This window comes from Spirilliplanes yamanashiensis (assembly GCF_016863475.1).
In the GTDB taxonomy this organism is placed as follows: Bacteria; Actinomycetota; Actinomycetes; order Mycobacteriales; family Micromonosporaceae; genus Spirilliplanes; species Spirilliplanes yamanashiensis.
In genome coordinates this window covers 101,689-114,333 of record NZ_BOOY01000020.1, presented here as the reverse complement: position 1 = coordinate 114,333, position 12,645 = coordinate 101,689, and the positions used below count along the sequence as shown (strand labels likewise).

Below are 12,645 nucleotides of genomic sequence, written 5' to 3'. Positions count from 1 at the left end.
TCATCACCTTGGGTGACAATGGTGTCGATCAATCAGACGACGGCGCCGTCGTCCGGGTTCTCGTCGTCCTCGTCGCCGCTGCGCAGCCGCCAGACCAGCGTGACCGCGCCGCCCAGCACGCCCGCGAAGCCGAGCAGCATCGCGAAATCCGTGCCGACCGGCAGCACGCCGGGGAACAGGAACAGCAGGAAGCCCGCCATGATCGCCAGCACCGCCGCGACGGTGAACTTGGACAGTTTCGGCAGCGGGGGAGGCGGCGGCGGGGTGTAGCCGTCGTCGTCGCCGTCGGGCAGGTCCGCGCCGAACGTGTCGAGCGCGTCGAGCAGCGACGGCGGGTCGGTGCGGCGGCGGTTGTGCGGGTCGATGCGGGTGAACTCGACGGCCGACTGCAGGCCCGGCGGCTGCTCGGCCTCGGGCCCGGCCGGGGCGGGGCGGTCGGGCACGCCCTCGGCGTCCGGCCACGGCGTGGTCGCCGGGTCGACGGTGGTGTGGAAGCCGGCCACGATGCGCGCCCACTCGGCGTCGACGTCGCTCTGCGGCCGCTCGTGGCCGGCCGGGTGCGGCTGGCGCGGCGCGGTCGTGGCGGCCTCGTCGCTGAGCTTGTCGAGGTGGTCGCGGGCGACGTCGAGGTGGGTGCTGTCGACGAACAGCCGGTCGGTCGGCCGGGGCGGGAAGGTGGTGGTGCGCAGCAGCGGGTTCAGGTCGGCCGAGGGTTGCAGGTACGCCGCGATGCCGCCCGCGGCCAGCACGTCGAGCAGATGCTCGCCGACCCGCGGGTCGACGTCTCCGGCCGCCGCGTAGTCCGCTGCGTGGAGCCCGTTGTCCCGTCGCCCGCGCCGGGCGCCACCCGCAGACACCGTGCACACTCCTCGCCGGCGCCGCCCGCGCCCCATCGCCCTGCCGGTACGCCCTATCGGCCGGTCTGCCCCGAACCTGTGGGCCGGGGGGTGTGGCCTGGCGAACCGTGCCTTGAATGGTGACACGTCGGATGCCGGTTGCGGGAGTGCGTTGTGGCGCGCCGCTCGCCGTCCGTAGGCTCATCGGGCGACAGCGCCGCCGCGTGCCGGCCGCGCGGGCACGGTCGGGAGCGGGAAGGGACGCCGGTGCTGTACTGGTTGTTGAAGCACGTCGTCCTCGGACCCCTGCTCAGGGCCCTGTTCCGGCCCGAGGTCGAGGGCCTGGGCCACGTGCCGGCCACCGGCCCGGCCATCCTCGCCGCGAACCACCTGTCGTTCGTCGACTCGATCTTCCTGCCGCTGGTCCTGCCGCGGCGGATCACGTTCGTCGCCAAGGCCGAGTACTTCACCGGCAAGGGGATCAAGGGCCGGTTGATGAAGATGTTCTTCGCGGGCACCGGCACGATCCCGCTCGACCGCTCCGGCGGCGCGGCCGCCCAGGCGGCGCTCGACACCCAGCTCGGCATCCTGGCCGGCGGCGGGCTGGCGGGCATCTACCCGGAGGGCACCCGCTCGCCCGACGGGCGGCTCTACCGCGGCAAGACCGGGGTGGCCCGGCTCGCGCTGACCAGCGGCGCCCCGGTGCTCCCCGTCGGCATGCTCAACCTCGACCGGATCCAGCCGCCGGGGCAGCGGCTGCCGCGGCCCCGCGAGCGGGTGCGCATCCGGATCGGCGCGCCGCTGCGCTTCGACCGGCACGCGGGCGGCCTCGGCGACCGGCTGGTCGAGCGCGCGATCACCGACGAGATCATGTACGAGATCCGCGAGCTGTGCGGGCGCGAGTACGTCGACGTGTACGCCCAGTCGCTCAAGACCCCGGCGCCCGCGCCAGCCCCATGACGGCGGCGGCGCCGCGCATCTGCAGGTCGAAGAACGCGCGCCGCTCGTCGACGGCGTTGGCGAGCTGACCGAACAGCTCGAAGCTGACCGCCCCGAACAGGTGGATCCAGGCGGCCATGCCGCGCCCCATGGCGGCGGCGCTCACGCCGGGGGCGACCTCGGCGGCGACGGCGTCCAGCTCGGCGGCCAGCGGCCCCTCGACCGGCTCGCCCGGGTCGGGCCGGGCGTCGGCGAGGATCCGGCCCATCAGCCGGCCCACCCGGGTGGCGGGCGCGACGGTGTCCGCGGGCGCGCGGTAGCCGGGCACGGGGCTGCCGTAGATGAGGGCGTACTCGTGCGGGTTGGCCAGGGCCCACTCGCGCACGGCATGACAGGTGGCCAGCCAGCGGCCGGTGAAATCCGCCCGGTCGACGGCCGCCTCGGCCGCCTCGGCGGCGGCGCCGACTGCGTCGTAGGCGTCGATGATCAGCCACGTGAGCAGGTCGTCGCGGCTCGCCACGTACCGGTAGACCGCGGACGACGCCATGCCCAGGTCGCGGGCGACGGCGCGCAGCGACAGGTTCGCGCCGTCGGCGGCGAGGTGCCGGCGGGCGACGGCCTTGATCTCGTCGGTCATCTCGGCCCGGACGCGGGCGCGCAGCGAGGCGGCACTCATGCGATCAGTGTACGTGATTGCGAGCACTGCTCTTGACGGACGGGGAGTGGCCTGCGACTGTTGTTCTCGACAGAGAGCACTGCTCGCAAAGGAGAGCGTCATGACCCAGCACGTGATCGTCGGCGCCGGGCCCGTCGGCACCGCCGTCGCCCGGCAGCTCGCCGGCGCCGGCGAGGCGGTCCGGGTGATCACCCGCAGCGGCGGCGGCCCCGAGCACCCGCTCGTCGAGCGCGTCGCCGCCGACGCGTCCGACGCCGCCCGGCTCACCGCGCTGACCCGGGGCGCCGAGGTGATCTACAACTGCGTGAACCCGGCGTACACGCGCTGGCCCACCGACTGGCCGCCGATCAGCGCCGCGCTCGTCGCGGCCGCCCGGGCGTCCGGCGCCGTCCTGGCCACCACCGGCAACCTCTACGGGTACGGCCCGGTCGACGGCCCGATGACCGAGGACACGCCGCTGGCGGCGACGGGCCGCAAGGGCCGGGTGCGCATCCGGATGTGGCAGGACGCGCTCGCGAGCGGCGTGCGCACGGTCGAGGCCCGCGGCTCCGACTACCTGGGCGTGGGCGCGGCGTCCGTCTTCTCGATGGTGCTGTTCCCGGCGATGCGCAGCGGACGCGCGGCGTGGATGCCCGGCGACCCGGACGTGCCGCACAGCTTCACCTACACCGGCGACATGGCCCGCACGCTCATCGCGCTGGCCCGCGACGAGCGGGCCTGGGGGCGGGCGTGGCACGTGCCGTCCCCGCCGCCGGTGACCGTGCGCGAGCTGGCCGCCCGGTTCGCCGAGGTCGGCGGGCTGCCGCCGGTGCGGGTGCGCACGCTGCCCCGGGGGCTGCTGCGGGCCGCGGGCCTGGTCGTGCCGATGGCGCGCGAGCTGGTCGAGATGGACTACCAGTTCTGGGCGCCGTTCGTCCTCGACAGCTCCGCCGTGACCAGGACCTTCGGGCTGACCCCGACCGCCCTGGACGACGTGCTGCGCGAGCTCGCCGGCTCCGCGCCGGCCGTCAGCGGTAGGGGTCGGTGAGCTCGCGCAGGCTCTCCAGCGCCGCGCGCAGCCGTTCGATCTCGCCCGGGCCGAGGTGGCCGGTCCACTCCTTCTCCACCTCGGCCTCCGCCGCCCGGGCCACCGCCACCGCCGCCTCGCCCCGGGGCGCCATCCGCACCAGCCGGGCGCGGGCGTCGGCGGGATCGGGCTCGCGGCGGACGTAGCCGGCCCGCTCCAGCTGGTCGACCAGGAACCCGGCGGTCTGCTTGGTGACCTGGGCCTGCTCGGCCAGGGCGGTGAGCCGCGTGCCGCCGGGGGAGATGCGCGCCGCCACCCGGCCCTGGGCCAGCGTGAGGTCGTCGAACCCGGCCGCGGCCAGGGCGGCCATCACGCGCGTCTCCATCGCCCGGTGGGTGATGAAACAGAGCAGGCCGATGTTCATCCGCACCCCTTGACTTCGTCAGTCTCTCTGACCATATTTAGTCAGAGGATCGTACCAAAATGGGGGTGTTCCATGCACCACGACGAGATCTGGCGCGTCATCGACGAGCAGCGGGCGCAGACGGCCGCCTTCCTCGGCGCCCTGTCCGCCGAGCAGTGGGAGGCGCCCTCGCTGTGCGCCGGCTGGCGGGTGCGCGACGTCGCCGCCCACCTCACCCTCGCCCACCTCGGCTGGGGCCCCGCCCTGCGCGAGCTGGCCCGGGCCCGCGGCTCGTTCGACCGGATGATCCGCGACACCGCTATCCGCCAGGCGCGGCTGCCCGTCGGCGCGTACGGCGAGCTGCTCACCGCCATGATCGGCTCGCGCCGCCTCGCGCCCGGCGTCACCCCCGTCGAGCCGATGCTCGACGTGATCGTGCACGGCCAGGACATGGCGCTGCCGCTCGGCATCACCCGGCCGGTGCCGCCCGCCGCGGCCGCCGTCGCCGCCACCCGCGCGTACACGCGCAGCTTCCCGTTCTTCGCCCGGCGGCGGCTCGCCGGGCTGCGGCTGGTCGCCACCGATCACGAGTGGACGGTCGGCGACGGCCGGACCGTCGAGGGACCCATGGGCGCGCTGCTGCTGCTCGTGACCGGCCGGTCCGCCGCCGTCGCGCAGCTTCGCGGCCCGGGGGTCGCCGCGCTGCGCTAGCGGTCGGCCATGCCGGCGCGCCGGCGCAGGGCCGCCACGTCGGTCACCACGATGCGGCGGCCCTCGGTGCGCAGCCACCCGCGGCTCGCGAACGACCCGATGGCCTGGTTGACGCTCTGCCGCGACCCGCCCGCCATCTCGGCCAGCTGGCTCTGGTTCAGCTCGATCGTGATCATCGGCGCGTGGCTCTCGCCGGCGAGGCGCACCAGCGTCTTGGCCACCCGGCCCGGCAGGTCGAGGAAGACGTGGTCGGCGTTCTGCTCGGTCAGCCGGCGGATCAGGCCGCCCAGCGAGCGCATCACCGCGTCGAGGATGCGCGGGTTGGAGTGGACCAGCTCCATGAACGCGCCGCGCGACAGCGCCAGCGCCGCGGTGTCCTCGATGGCCTCCGCCGACGCCGACCGGGTGGACGCGTCCAGCAGGGACACCTCGCCCAGCACGTCGGGCGGGCGGACCACGTGCAGCACGGCGCGCTCGCCCGTCGGGGCGGTGCGGAAGACCGCGACGGCCCCGCGGCGCAGCACGATCAGCGACTCGCCCGGGTCGTGCTCGACGAACAGCAACTGTCCCTTGCGGTACGTGCGCGGCACCGCGGCCGCCGCCACCCGCTGGCGCACGTCGGGCTCCAGGCCCGCGAACATCTCGACCCCGCTGAGCGGGTCGTTGGGATCCGGCAGCCGAACCTCCACGTGACTGTCCTCCCCGGATCGTGACGCGAACGATCACTAGTAGCACGAAGCGCGGGGCCCGCGCCATCCCGCGGCGGGGACCGCGCGCCACCCCCGATCATGTTCTTCCGTAGCGCTCGGTACAAGTGGCAGGTGCTTCCGGGTCACGCACCTGACACGCGCGGCGTACGGCCGACGCACACATGACGCACACACGGGCATCGAAGCGGCATATCGGTGGGTGATAATCAGCGGGTGCAACCGGACGACCCGCGCCTCGATGCGATCCGCGCCTCCCTGCGCCGGCACTGGCACCTGCGCCCCAGCGCCGTGGTCGAGATGCCGGCGGGCTGGATGTCACGGGCCTGGGCGGTGCGCGACGACTCCGGGCTGTACGTCGTCCGGCTCGTCGACGACGTCGCCCGGCAGCCGTTCGAGGCCGGGCTCGCCGCCGCGCAGCACCTGCACGATGCCGGCTTCACGATCGGCGAGCCGGTGCGCACCCTCGGCGGCTCGCTCACGGCGGCCGCCCCGGACGGCACGCTCGGGCTGGTCCGGCGCGTCCCCGGCGACCTGCTCGACGGCCGCGACCCGGTCGACCAGCGGTGGTGGGGCGAGCGGCTCGCCGCCGCGCACGCCGCGCTGACCGGGTTCACCCACCGGGGCCTGCAGCGCTGGCACTGGCTGCACCCGGACGCCGCGCACCTGACCGTCGAGCCGTGGCTGCGGCCCGCCGTCGCCGACGCGGTGGCGGCGCTGACCCGGCTCACCGTCGCCGACCAGCTGACCTACGGGGTGCTGCACGGCGACCCGGCGCCCGAGGCGTTCGTCGTGGACGGCCGCACCGGCCGCACCGGCATCGTCGACTGGGGCCCGTGCGGCACCGGCCCGCTGGTCTACGACCTGGCCGCCGCGGTGGCGTACGCGGGCGGGCCGGGCGCGGCCGGCGACCTGATCGACGCGTACGTGTCGGCCGGGCCGGTGGGCCGCGACGAGGTGGAGGCGGCGCTGCCGGTGCTGCTGCGCTTCCGGTGGGCGGTGCAGGCAGACTGGCACGCCCGCCGGCTGGCGATCGGGGCGGCGCCCGGCGGGGCGCCCGGCGCGCTACCCGACGCGGCCCCCGCGGCCGTGCCGCGCCAGGCCCGCGTCACTGAGCCCGAGCCGGACACCGACCGCGCCCACCTGGACGCCGCCCGCGAGGCCCTCGAGACGCCCTGCTGAGCCCGGCGCGCCGCCCGCCGGGCCGGTAGGCGAGGATGGGCCCCGATGGTCTACCGATACTTCTACGACTGCGAGTTCATCGAGGACGGGCGTCTCATCGACCTCGTCTCGATCGGCGTCGTCGACGAGTACGGCCGCGAGTTTTACGCGGTCTCCACCGAGTTCGACGACAGCCGCGCCAACCCGTGGGTCCGCCGCCACGTCCTCGACAAGCTGCCGTCCCCGGCCGACCCGGCCTGGCGCTCCCGCGAGCGCATCCGGGACGAGCTGCACGCCTTCCTCCGCGAGCCCGTCGCCGGCCGCCCGGGCGAGTCGATGGAGCTGTGGGCCTGGTACGCGGCGTACGACCACGTCGCGCTGGCCCAGCTGTGGGGCGCCATGCCGGCGCTGCCGCGCGAGATCCCGCGCTTCACCAAGGACCTGCGTCAGCGCTGGGACGACCTCGGGCGCCCGGCGCTGCCCGACGCGTCCGGCCGGCACGACGCGCTGGTCGACGCACGGCACAACCTGGCGCGGTGGAACGCCATGGAGCAGTTTCCGCGCCGGTGAGCGGGGCATTCCGCCGGGATGAGCGAGACGACGACGGCAGACCGCCGTGACAAGGTGACCGAGCTGGTCCGCGACGCCCGGTTGTGCATGCTGACCACGATGACCGCCGACGGCCGGCACGTGAGCCGCCCGATGGCGCTGCAGGAGGCCGAGTTCGACGGCGACCTGTGGTTCTTCTGCTACGCCGACTCCGACAAGGCGGCCGAGATCCGGCTGCACCCGGAGGTGAACGTGTCGTTCAGCACGAAGACCTCCTGGGTGTCGATCAGCGGCACCGCCGAGCAGGTGAGCGACCGGGCCAAGGCCGAGCAGCTGTGGAGCCCGCTCCTCAAGGCGTGGTTCCCCGACGGGCTCGACACGCCCGGGGTGACCCTGCTGAAGGTGCACGCCAACTCGGCCGAGTACTGGGAGTCGGCGCACTCCAGCCGCGTCGTGGAGCTGCTGGGTTACGCGAAGGCGGCCGTCACGAAGCGCCCACCGGACGCGGGGGAGAATGAAGAGGTCAGCCTCTGAGACGCCCCAGGGGTCAGGCTTTGCCGCCCCGGCGAGGACGACTACAGTGCGCAGTTGCGGCCCGCCCCGGGCCGGCAACGGTGCCGACCGACCACCCCTGGGGCTCGCAGGGCTATCCGCGATCCGTACATGGGAGGACGAGCAACTATGCGCATCGGCGTGCTCACCGGCGGCGGCGACTGCCCCGGCCTGAACGCGGTGATCCGGGCGGTCGTCCGTAAGGGCGTCGCCACCTACGGTCACGAGTTCGTCGGTTTCCGCGACGGCTGGAAGGGTCCGCTGGAGGGCCTGACCAAGCCGCTGGGCATCCCGGAGGTGCGCGGCATCCTGCCGCGCGGCGGCACCATCCTGGGCTCCTCGCGGACCAACCCGTTCAAGATCGACGGCGGCGTCGAGAAGATCAAGGCCAACCTGGCCGAGCAGGGCGTCGACGCGCTCGTGGCGATCGGCGGCGAGGACACCCTCGGCGTCGCCACCAAGCTCAACGACCTGGGCGTCAACGTCGTCGGCGTGCCGAAGACGATCGACAACGACCTCAACGCCACCGACTTCACGTTCGGCTTCGACACCGCGGTCAACATCGCGATGGAGGCCATCGACCGGCTGCACACCACCGCCGAGTCGCACCACCGCACGCTGGTCGTCGAGGTCATGGGCCGGCACGCCGGCTGGATCGCCCTGCACGCCGGCCTCGCCGGTGGCGCGAACGTGATCCTGCTGCCCGAGCGGCAGTTCGACGTCGAGCAGGTCGCCAACTACGTGACCAAGCGCTTCGAGTACGAGTACGCCCCCATCGTGGTCGTCGCCGAGGGCGCGCAGCCGCTCGAGGGCCAGATGGTGCTGCACAACCAGGAGCTCGACGCGTTCGGCCACGTCCGCCTCGGCGGCATCGGCCAGTGGCTCGCCGAGCAGCTGGAGCAGAAGACCGGCAAGGAGGCCCGCACGGTCGTCCTGGGTCACATCCAGCGCGGCGGCACGCCGACCGCGTTCGACCGCGTGCTGGCCACCCGCTTCGGCCTGCAGGCCATCGACGCCGTCCACGAGGGCGACTTCGGCAAGATGATGGCGCTGCGCGGCACCGACATCGTGCGCGTCCCGCTCATCGACGGCACCGGCGAGCTCAAGACCGTCCCGGTCGAGCGCTACGACGAGGCCGAGGTCTTCTTCGGCAGCTGAGGCCACGGGCGGGCCGCCCCCGGGCGGCCCGCCCACCCTTTCTCGTGGGAGCGTCATGAGCAAGCACACCGTCGCCGTGATCGGCGCGGGCAAGATCGGCGAGCTGGTGCTCTCCGGGCTGCTGCGGGCCGGCTGGCCCGCGGACAAGCTGCTGGCGACGGCCCGCCGCCCCGCCCGGGCGGAGGAGCTGGCGACCCGCTACGGCGTGCGCGTCGTCGACAACGCGACGGCCGCGGCGGAGGCCGACGTGCTGGCCATCGCGGTGAAGCCGCAGGACGCCGGCTCGCTGCTGGACGAGGTCGGGTCGAAGATCCCGGCCGACAAACTGGTCATCTCGCTGTGCGCGGGCCTGCCCACCGAGTTCTTCGCCCGCCGGCTGTCGGAGGGCACCCCGGTCATCCGGGTCATGACGAACACGCCGGCGCTGGTCGACCAGGCGATGTCGGCGATCTCGGCGGGCGCGCACGCCACCGGCGAGCACCTGGCGCTCGCCGAGGAGATGTTCACGCCGCTCGGGCGCACCGTCCGGGTGCCGGAGAGCCAGCAGGACGCGGTGACCGCGCTGTCCGGCTCGGGCCCGGCGTACTTCTACCTGCTGGTCGAGGCGATGATCGACGCCGGCATCCTGCTGGGCCTGCCGCGCCAGGTCGCCCACGACCTGATCGTGCAGACCGCGATCGGCTCGGCGGTGATGCTGCGCGACTCGGGCGAGCACCCGGTGAAGCTGCGCGAGGCGGTCACGTCGCCCGCCGGCACGACGATCTCGGCGATCCGCGAGCTGGAGAATCACGGCGTGCGGGCGGCGCTGCTGGCGGCCCTGGAGGCCGCCCGCGACCGCGCGCGCGAGCTGGCCGCCCAGAACCTCTAGTACCAGATCGCCACGGGGCCGGCCGCGGCCTGCTCCGGCGGGTCCGGGTGGCTGGCGGCCGCCTTGGTCGCCACCCGGTGCGCCGTCCACGCCACCGCGGCCGCGTCGAGCACGTCGTCGGGCGGCGCCTGGCCGGCGGGGCCGATCTCGTCGGGCACGACGATGCCCTGCCGGGCGAGCAGCCCGCGCCGCTTGACGTGCCCGGCCCACGACTTCTTCGGGTACGCCAGCGGGGCGCCCGCCATGGCCCGGAACGACACCTCGGGGTGCGCCTCGAACAGCAGGCCCGGGTGCCGCTCCCAGATGGTGTTGGCCTCCAGCAGCTTCGGGCGCAGCGCCCACGACTGCCGGCTGAGCCCCTGCCCGGTGATCTCGCGGCACAGCCGGTTGGCGCGGGCGAAGTCGGTCTGCTCCCACACCGGGCGCGGCGGCACCCGGAAGACGCTGCTGCGGCGCGGCCCGAGCGTGTCGGCCGCGAGCGTGTCGGCGGCCCGCCAGCGGTCGGGCAGCATGCCCAGCGGGATGTCCACGCCGATGACGGTGGCCCCCGAGCTGGCGGTGACCACCTCGTAGAGTGACGACGCGAGCATGGCGCGCAGGAACGCGCCGTCGCGCAGCTCCACCGCGACCCAGCCGAGCGGGTACGCGTCGACCCCGATGACGCGCACGGCCGTCAGCGGGGGAGCGCCTGCTCGACCGCCGCCACGAGGCCGGGGTCGTCGGGCGCGGTCTGCGGCGCGAATCGGGCCGAAACGGTGCCGTCCGGGGCGATCACGAACTTCTCGAAGTTCCACCGGATATCACCGGAGTAGCCGGTGTCGTCGGCGGTTGCGGCCAATTCGGTGTAGATCGGGTGCCGTTCCGCGCCATTGACGTCCACCTTCTCCGTGAGCGGGAAAGTGACGCCGTAGTTGACCTGGCAGAACTCTTCGATGTCGGCCGCCGTGCCCGGTTCCTGACCGGCGAACTGGTTGCACGGCACGCCCAGCACGACCAGCCCGCGGTCCGCGTACGTGTCGGCGAGTTTCTGCAGGCCGGCGTACTGCGGGGTGAGCCCGCAACGGGACGCGACGTTCACGATCAGGACAGCCTTGCCCCGCAAAGAGGCAAGGTTCGCGCTGCCGCCGCCCAGGGCGTCGATGTCGGCGTCGAAGATGGTCATGCCGCGAAGACTACGCCGCGCATCACTACGGCGCGTGGTGAACCGATGGCGGGTCGTTGTCCGTACCAGCTGTTAGTTAAGGCCGCTGTTAATTCCGCGGTCTGCTTCTTGACGCCCGTTCATTGATGTGACTACGGTCTCTTCAGCCTTCCTTCTGGAAAGTTTCCTAACTGTTGGTTCGAGGAGACACCCTTGAAGAAATCCCTCCGCCGCGGCATCCTCGCCGGCGCGGGCGTCGCGATCCTCGCGGCCTCCGCCGCCGTCGTGCCGCTGTTCAACGCCTCCGCCGCCGAAGCCTGCGCGCCGGCCTGGAACGCCTCCACGGTCTACACCAAAGGCAACGTCGCGTCGTACCAGAACAAGAACTACACCGCCCAGTGGTGGACGCAGAACGAGGTGCCGACCAACAGTGACCAGTGGGGCGTGTGGCGCAACGCCGTAGCCTGCGGCGGCACCACCACCCCGACCACGCCGTCCACCACGACGCCGACGACGACGCCGACCACGACGCCGACGACGACGCCCACCACGACGCCGACCACGAACCCGACGACGAACCCGCCGGTGACCGACAAGTGGGTCGTGGGCTACTTCGCGCAGTGGGGCGTCTACGGCCGCAACTACCACGTGAAGAACATCGACACCTCCGGCTCGGCGTCGAAGATCACGCACATCCTGTACGCGTTCAGCAACAGCGCCGGCGGCCGCTGCGCCCTCGGTGACACGTACGCCGACTACGACCGCGCCTACTCCGCGGCCGAGTCCGTCGACGGTGTCGCCGACACCTGGGACACCGGCGCGCTGCGCGGCTCGTTCAACCAGCTCCGCAAGCTGAAGAAGAAGTACCCGCACCTGAAGGTCATCTTCTCGGTCGGCGGCTGGACCTGGTCCGGCGGCTTCACCCAGGCCGCGCAGAACCCGGCCGCGTTCGCCGAGTCCTGCTACAACATGGTCGAGGACCCGCGCTGGGCCGACGTGTTCGACGGCATCGACGTCGACTGGGAGTACCCGAACGCCTGTGGTCTCGGCTGCGACTCGAGCGGCCCGGACGCGTTCGGCAACGTGATGAAGGCGCTGCGCGCCAAGTTCGGCCCGAACGCGCTGCTGACGGCCGCCATCACCGCCGACGGCTCCAACGGCGGCAAGATGGACGCCACCAAGTACGGCCAGGCGTTCCGCGACGCGAAGATGAACAAGATCTTCCCGATGACGTACGACTACTTCGGCGCCTTCAACGCGCAGGGCCCGACGGCTCCGCACTCGCCGCTGAACAACACCCCGGCGCTGCCGCAGGCCGGCTTCAACTCCGACGCGGCGATCCAGAAGCTGAAGTCGCAGGGCATCGCGGCCAAGGACATCCTGCTCGGCATCGGCTTCTACGGCCGCGGCTGGACCGGCGTCAGCCAGACCGCGCCGGGCGGCACCGCTTCCGGTGCGGCCCAGGGCACCTACGAGCCCGGCATCGAGGACTACAAGGTCCTCAAGAACACCTGCCCGGCCACCGGCACCACCAACGGCACCGCCTACGCCAAGTGCGGCAGCAACTGGTGGAGCTACGACACCCCGGCCACCATCGGCAGCAAGATGAACTACGCCAAGCAGCAGGGCCTGGGCGGCGCGTTCTTCTGGGAGTTCTCCGGTGACACCAGCAACGGCGAGCTGATCACCGCGATCAGCAACGGCCTCAAGTAACAACCCCTCGGGAACGGGGAGCCGGGCGACCGGCTCCCCGTTTTCGTGCGTCCAGGCCACGACCGCGGAGACCCCGATCTCGACCGGGCCCAGCCGGGCCGAGATCGTGGCGCGGGCGACGTCGGCGAACGAGGCGCCCGCCGCGGCCAGCGCGACGCCCACATTCGCCAGGGCCTGCCCGGTCTGGGCGGCCAGCCCCGCGGCCGGGCGGCCGGTGGCGTCATG

At 73.3% G+C, this 12,645-nt stretch carries 15 protein-coding genes; 9 read left to right on the top strand and 6 right to left on the bottom strand.

Annotated features, from left to right (window positions below):
- Positions 1-32 precede the first annotated feature (32 nt).
- The gene (locus Sya03_RS14155; protein WP_203938735.1) at positions 33-857 is read right to left on the bottom strand and encodes a DUF308 domain-containing protein; all 825 of its coding nucleotides are present in this window, start codon (positions 855-857) and stop codon (positions 33-35) included.
- A 246-nt stretch (positions 858-1,103) separates the two neighbouring features.
- Here Sya03_RS14155 and Sya03_RS14150 point away from each other — a divergent pair, with 246 nt between their 5' ends.
- On the top strand, positions 1,104-1,796 hold the full coding sequence (locus Sya03_RS14150) for a lysophospholipid acyltransferase family protein (RefSeq protein WP_203938734.1): 693 nt from the start codon (positions 1,104-1,106) through the stop codon (positions 1,794-1,796).
- On the opposite strand, the gene Sya03_RS14145 is transcribed toward Sya03_RS14150, so the two are convergent.
- On the bottom strand, positions 1,765-2,451 hold the full coding sequence (locus Sya03_RS14145; RefSeq protein WP_203938733.1) for a TetR/AcrR family transcriptional regulator: 687 nt from the start codon (positions 2,449-2,451) through the stop codon (positions 1,765-1,767). The two genes, Sya03_RS14150 and Sya03_RS14145, sit on opposite strands and share 32 nt — an antisense overlap.
- Positions 2,452-2,551: 100 nt before the next feature.
- On the opposite strand from Sya03_RS14145, the gene Sya03_RS14140 reads away from it, so the two are divergent.
- Complete coding sequence (locus Sya03_RS14140) at positions 2,552-3,478, top strand: NAD-dependent epimerase/dehydratase family protein (protein WP_203938732.1); 927 nt, start codon at positions 2,552-2,554, stop codon at positions 3,476-3,478.
- Here Sya03_RS14140 and Sya03_RS14135 read toward each other — a convergent pair.
- A complete protein-coding gene (locus Sya03_RS14135; protein WP_203938731.1) occupies positions 3,459-3,881 on the bottom strand; it encodes a MarR family winged helix-turn-helix transcriptional regulator in 423 nt (140 codons plus the stop codon). The two genes, Sya03_RS14140 and Sya03_RS14135, sit on opposite strands and share 20 nt — an antisense overlap.
- Positions 3,882-3,953: 72 nt before the next feature.
- On the opposite strand from Sya03_RS14135, the gene Sya03_RS14130 reads away from it, so the two are divergent.
- Positions 3,954-4,571, top strand: coding sequence for a maleylpyruvate isomerase family mycothiol-dependent enzyme (locus Sya03_RS14130; RefSeq protein ID WP_203938730.1), 618 nt, complete (start codon positions 3,954-3,956; stop codon positions 4,569-4,571).
- Here the strand turns inward: Sya03_RS14130 and Sya03_RS14125 are convergent.
- The gene (locus tag Sya03_RS14125) at positions 4,568-5,260 is read right to left on the bottom strand and encodes a Crp/Fnr family transcriptional regulator (RefSeq protein ID WP_203938729.1); all 693 of its coding nucleotides are present in this window, start codon (positions 5,258-5,260) and stop codon (positions 4,568-4,570) included. The two genes, Sya03_RS14130 and Sya03_RS14125, sit on opposite strands and share 4 nt — an antisense overlap.
- A gap of 234 nt (positions 5,261-5,494) precedes the next feature.
- Between Sya03_RS14125 and Sya03_RS14120 the strand changes: the two genes are divergently transcribed.
- The 5 genes from Sya03_RS14120 to proC all read left to right on the top strand — a co-directional run bounded on the left by Sya03_RS14120 (position 5,495) and on the right by proC (position 9,566).
- Entirely contained in the window at positions 5,495-6,460 is a 966-nt protein-coding gene (locus tag Sya03_RS14120; RefSeq protein ID WP_239107483.1) for a phosphotransferase enzyme family protein, read from the top strand.
- A 45-nt stretch (positions 6,461-6,505) separates the two neighbouring features.
- Positions 6,506-7,009: a polyadenylate-specific 3'-exoribonuclease AS gene (locus Sya03_RS14115; RefSeq protein ID WP_203938728.1), complete on the top strand. Its 504-nt coding sequence runs from the start codon at positions 6,506-6,508 to the stop codon at positions 7,007-7,009.
- 18 nt (positions 7,010-7,027) lie between these two features.
- The gene (locus tag Sya03_RS14110) at positions 7,028-7,522 is read left to right on the top strand and encodes a pyridoxamine 5'-phosphate oxidase family protein (protein ID WP_203938727.1); all 495 of its coding nucleotides are present in this window, start codon (positions 7,028-7,030) and stop codon (positions 7,520-7,522) included.
- Between the two features lie 147 nt (positions 7,523-7,669).
- Positions 7,670-8,698, top strand: a complete 1,029-nt coding sequence (locus Sya03_RS14105; RefSeq protein WP_203938726.1) for a 6-phosphofructokinase — start codon at positions 7,670-7,672, stop codon at positions 8,696-8,698.
- 55 nt (positions 8,699-8,753) lie between these two features.
- Positions 8,754-9,566, top strand: a complete 813-nt coding sequence (proC, locus tag Sya03_RS14100; protein ID WP_203938725.1) for a pyrroline-5-carboxylate reductase — start codon at positions 8,754-8,756, stop codon at positions 9,564-9,566.
- Here proC and Sya03_RS14095 read toward each other — a convergent pair.
- Together Sya03_RS14095 and Sya03_RS14090 are read right to left on the bottom strand one after the other, a co-directional pair.
- Positions 9,563-10,234 (bottom strand): DUF429 domain-containing protein, encoded by a 672-nt coding sequence (locus Sya03_RS14095; RefSeq protein WP_239107481.1) that lies wholly within the window; start codon positions 10,232-10,234, stop codon positions 9,563-9,565. The two genes, proC and Sya03_RS14095, sit on opposite strands and share 4 nt — an antisense overlap.
- A gap of 5 nt (positions 10,235-10,239) precedes the next feature.
- Positions 10,240-10,728 (bottom strand): glutathione peroxidase, encoded by a 489-nt coding sequence (locus tag Sya03_RS14090; RefSeq protein ID WP_203938724.1) that lies wholly within the window; start codon positions 10,726-10,728, stop codon positions 10,240-10,242.
- Positions 10,729-10,920: 192 nt separating this feature from the next.
- Between Sya03_RS14090 and Sya03_RS14085 the strand changes: the two genes are divergently transcribed.
- Positions 10,921-12,420 carry a glycosyl hydrolase family 18 protein gene (locus Sya03_RS14085; RefSeq protein WP_203938723.1) on the top strand — a complete coding sequence of 500 codons (1,500 nt, stop codon included), beginning with the start codon at positions 10,921-10,923 and terminating at the stop codon, positions 12,418-12,420.
- Positions 12,421-12,645 lie beyond the last annotated feature (225 nt).

What these genes read in the sequence shown, in the direction of transcription:
- Sya03_RS14145 (WP_203938733.1), bottom strand. Translation starts at nt 2,451, where the DNA reads ATGAGTGCCGCCTCGCTGCGCGCCCGCGTCCGGGCCGAGATGACCGAC.
- Sya03_RS14140 (WP_203938732.1), top strand. Translation starts at nt 2,552, where the DNA reads ATGACCCAGCACGTGATCGTCGGCGCCGGGCCCGTCGGCACCGCCGTC.
- Sya03_RS14135 (WP_203938731.1), bottom strand. Translation starts at nt 3,881, where the DNA reads ATGAACATCGGCCTGCTCTGTTTCATCACCCACCGGGCGATGGAGACG.
- Sya03_RS14130 (WP_203938730.1), top strand. Translation starts at nt 3,954, where the DNA reads ATGCACCACGACGAGATCTGGCGCGTCATCGACGAGCAGCGGGCGCAG.
- Sya03_RS14115 (WP_203938728.1), top strand. Translation starts at nt 6,506, where the DNA reads ATGGTCTACCGATACTTCTACGACTGCGAGTTCATCGAGGACGGGCGT.
- Sya03_RS14110 (WP_203938727.1), top strand. Translation starts at nt 7,028, where the DNA reads ATGAGCGAGACGACGACGGCAGACCGCCGTGACAAGGTGACCGAGCTG.
- Sya03_RS14105 (WP_203938726.1), top strand. Translation starts at nt 7,670, where the DNA reads ATGCGCATCGGCGTGCTCACCGGCGGCGGCGACTGCCCCGGCCTGAAC.
- proC (WP_203938725.1), top strand. Translation starts at nt 8,754, where the DNA reads ATGAGCAAGCACACCGTCGCCGTGATCGGCGCGGGCAAGATCGGCGAG.
- Sya03_RS14090 (WP_203938724.1), bottom strand. Translation starts at nt 10,728, where the DNA reads ATGACCATCTTCGACGCCGACATCGACGCCCTGGGCGGCGGCAGCGCG.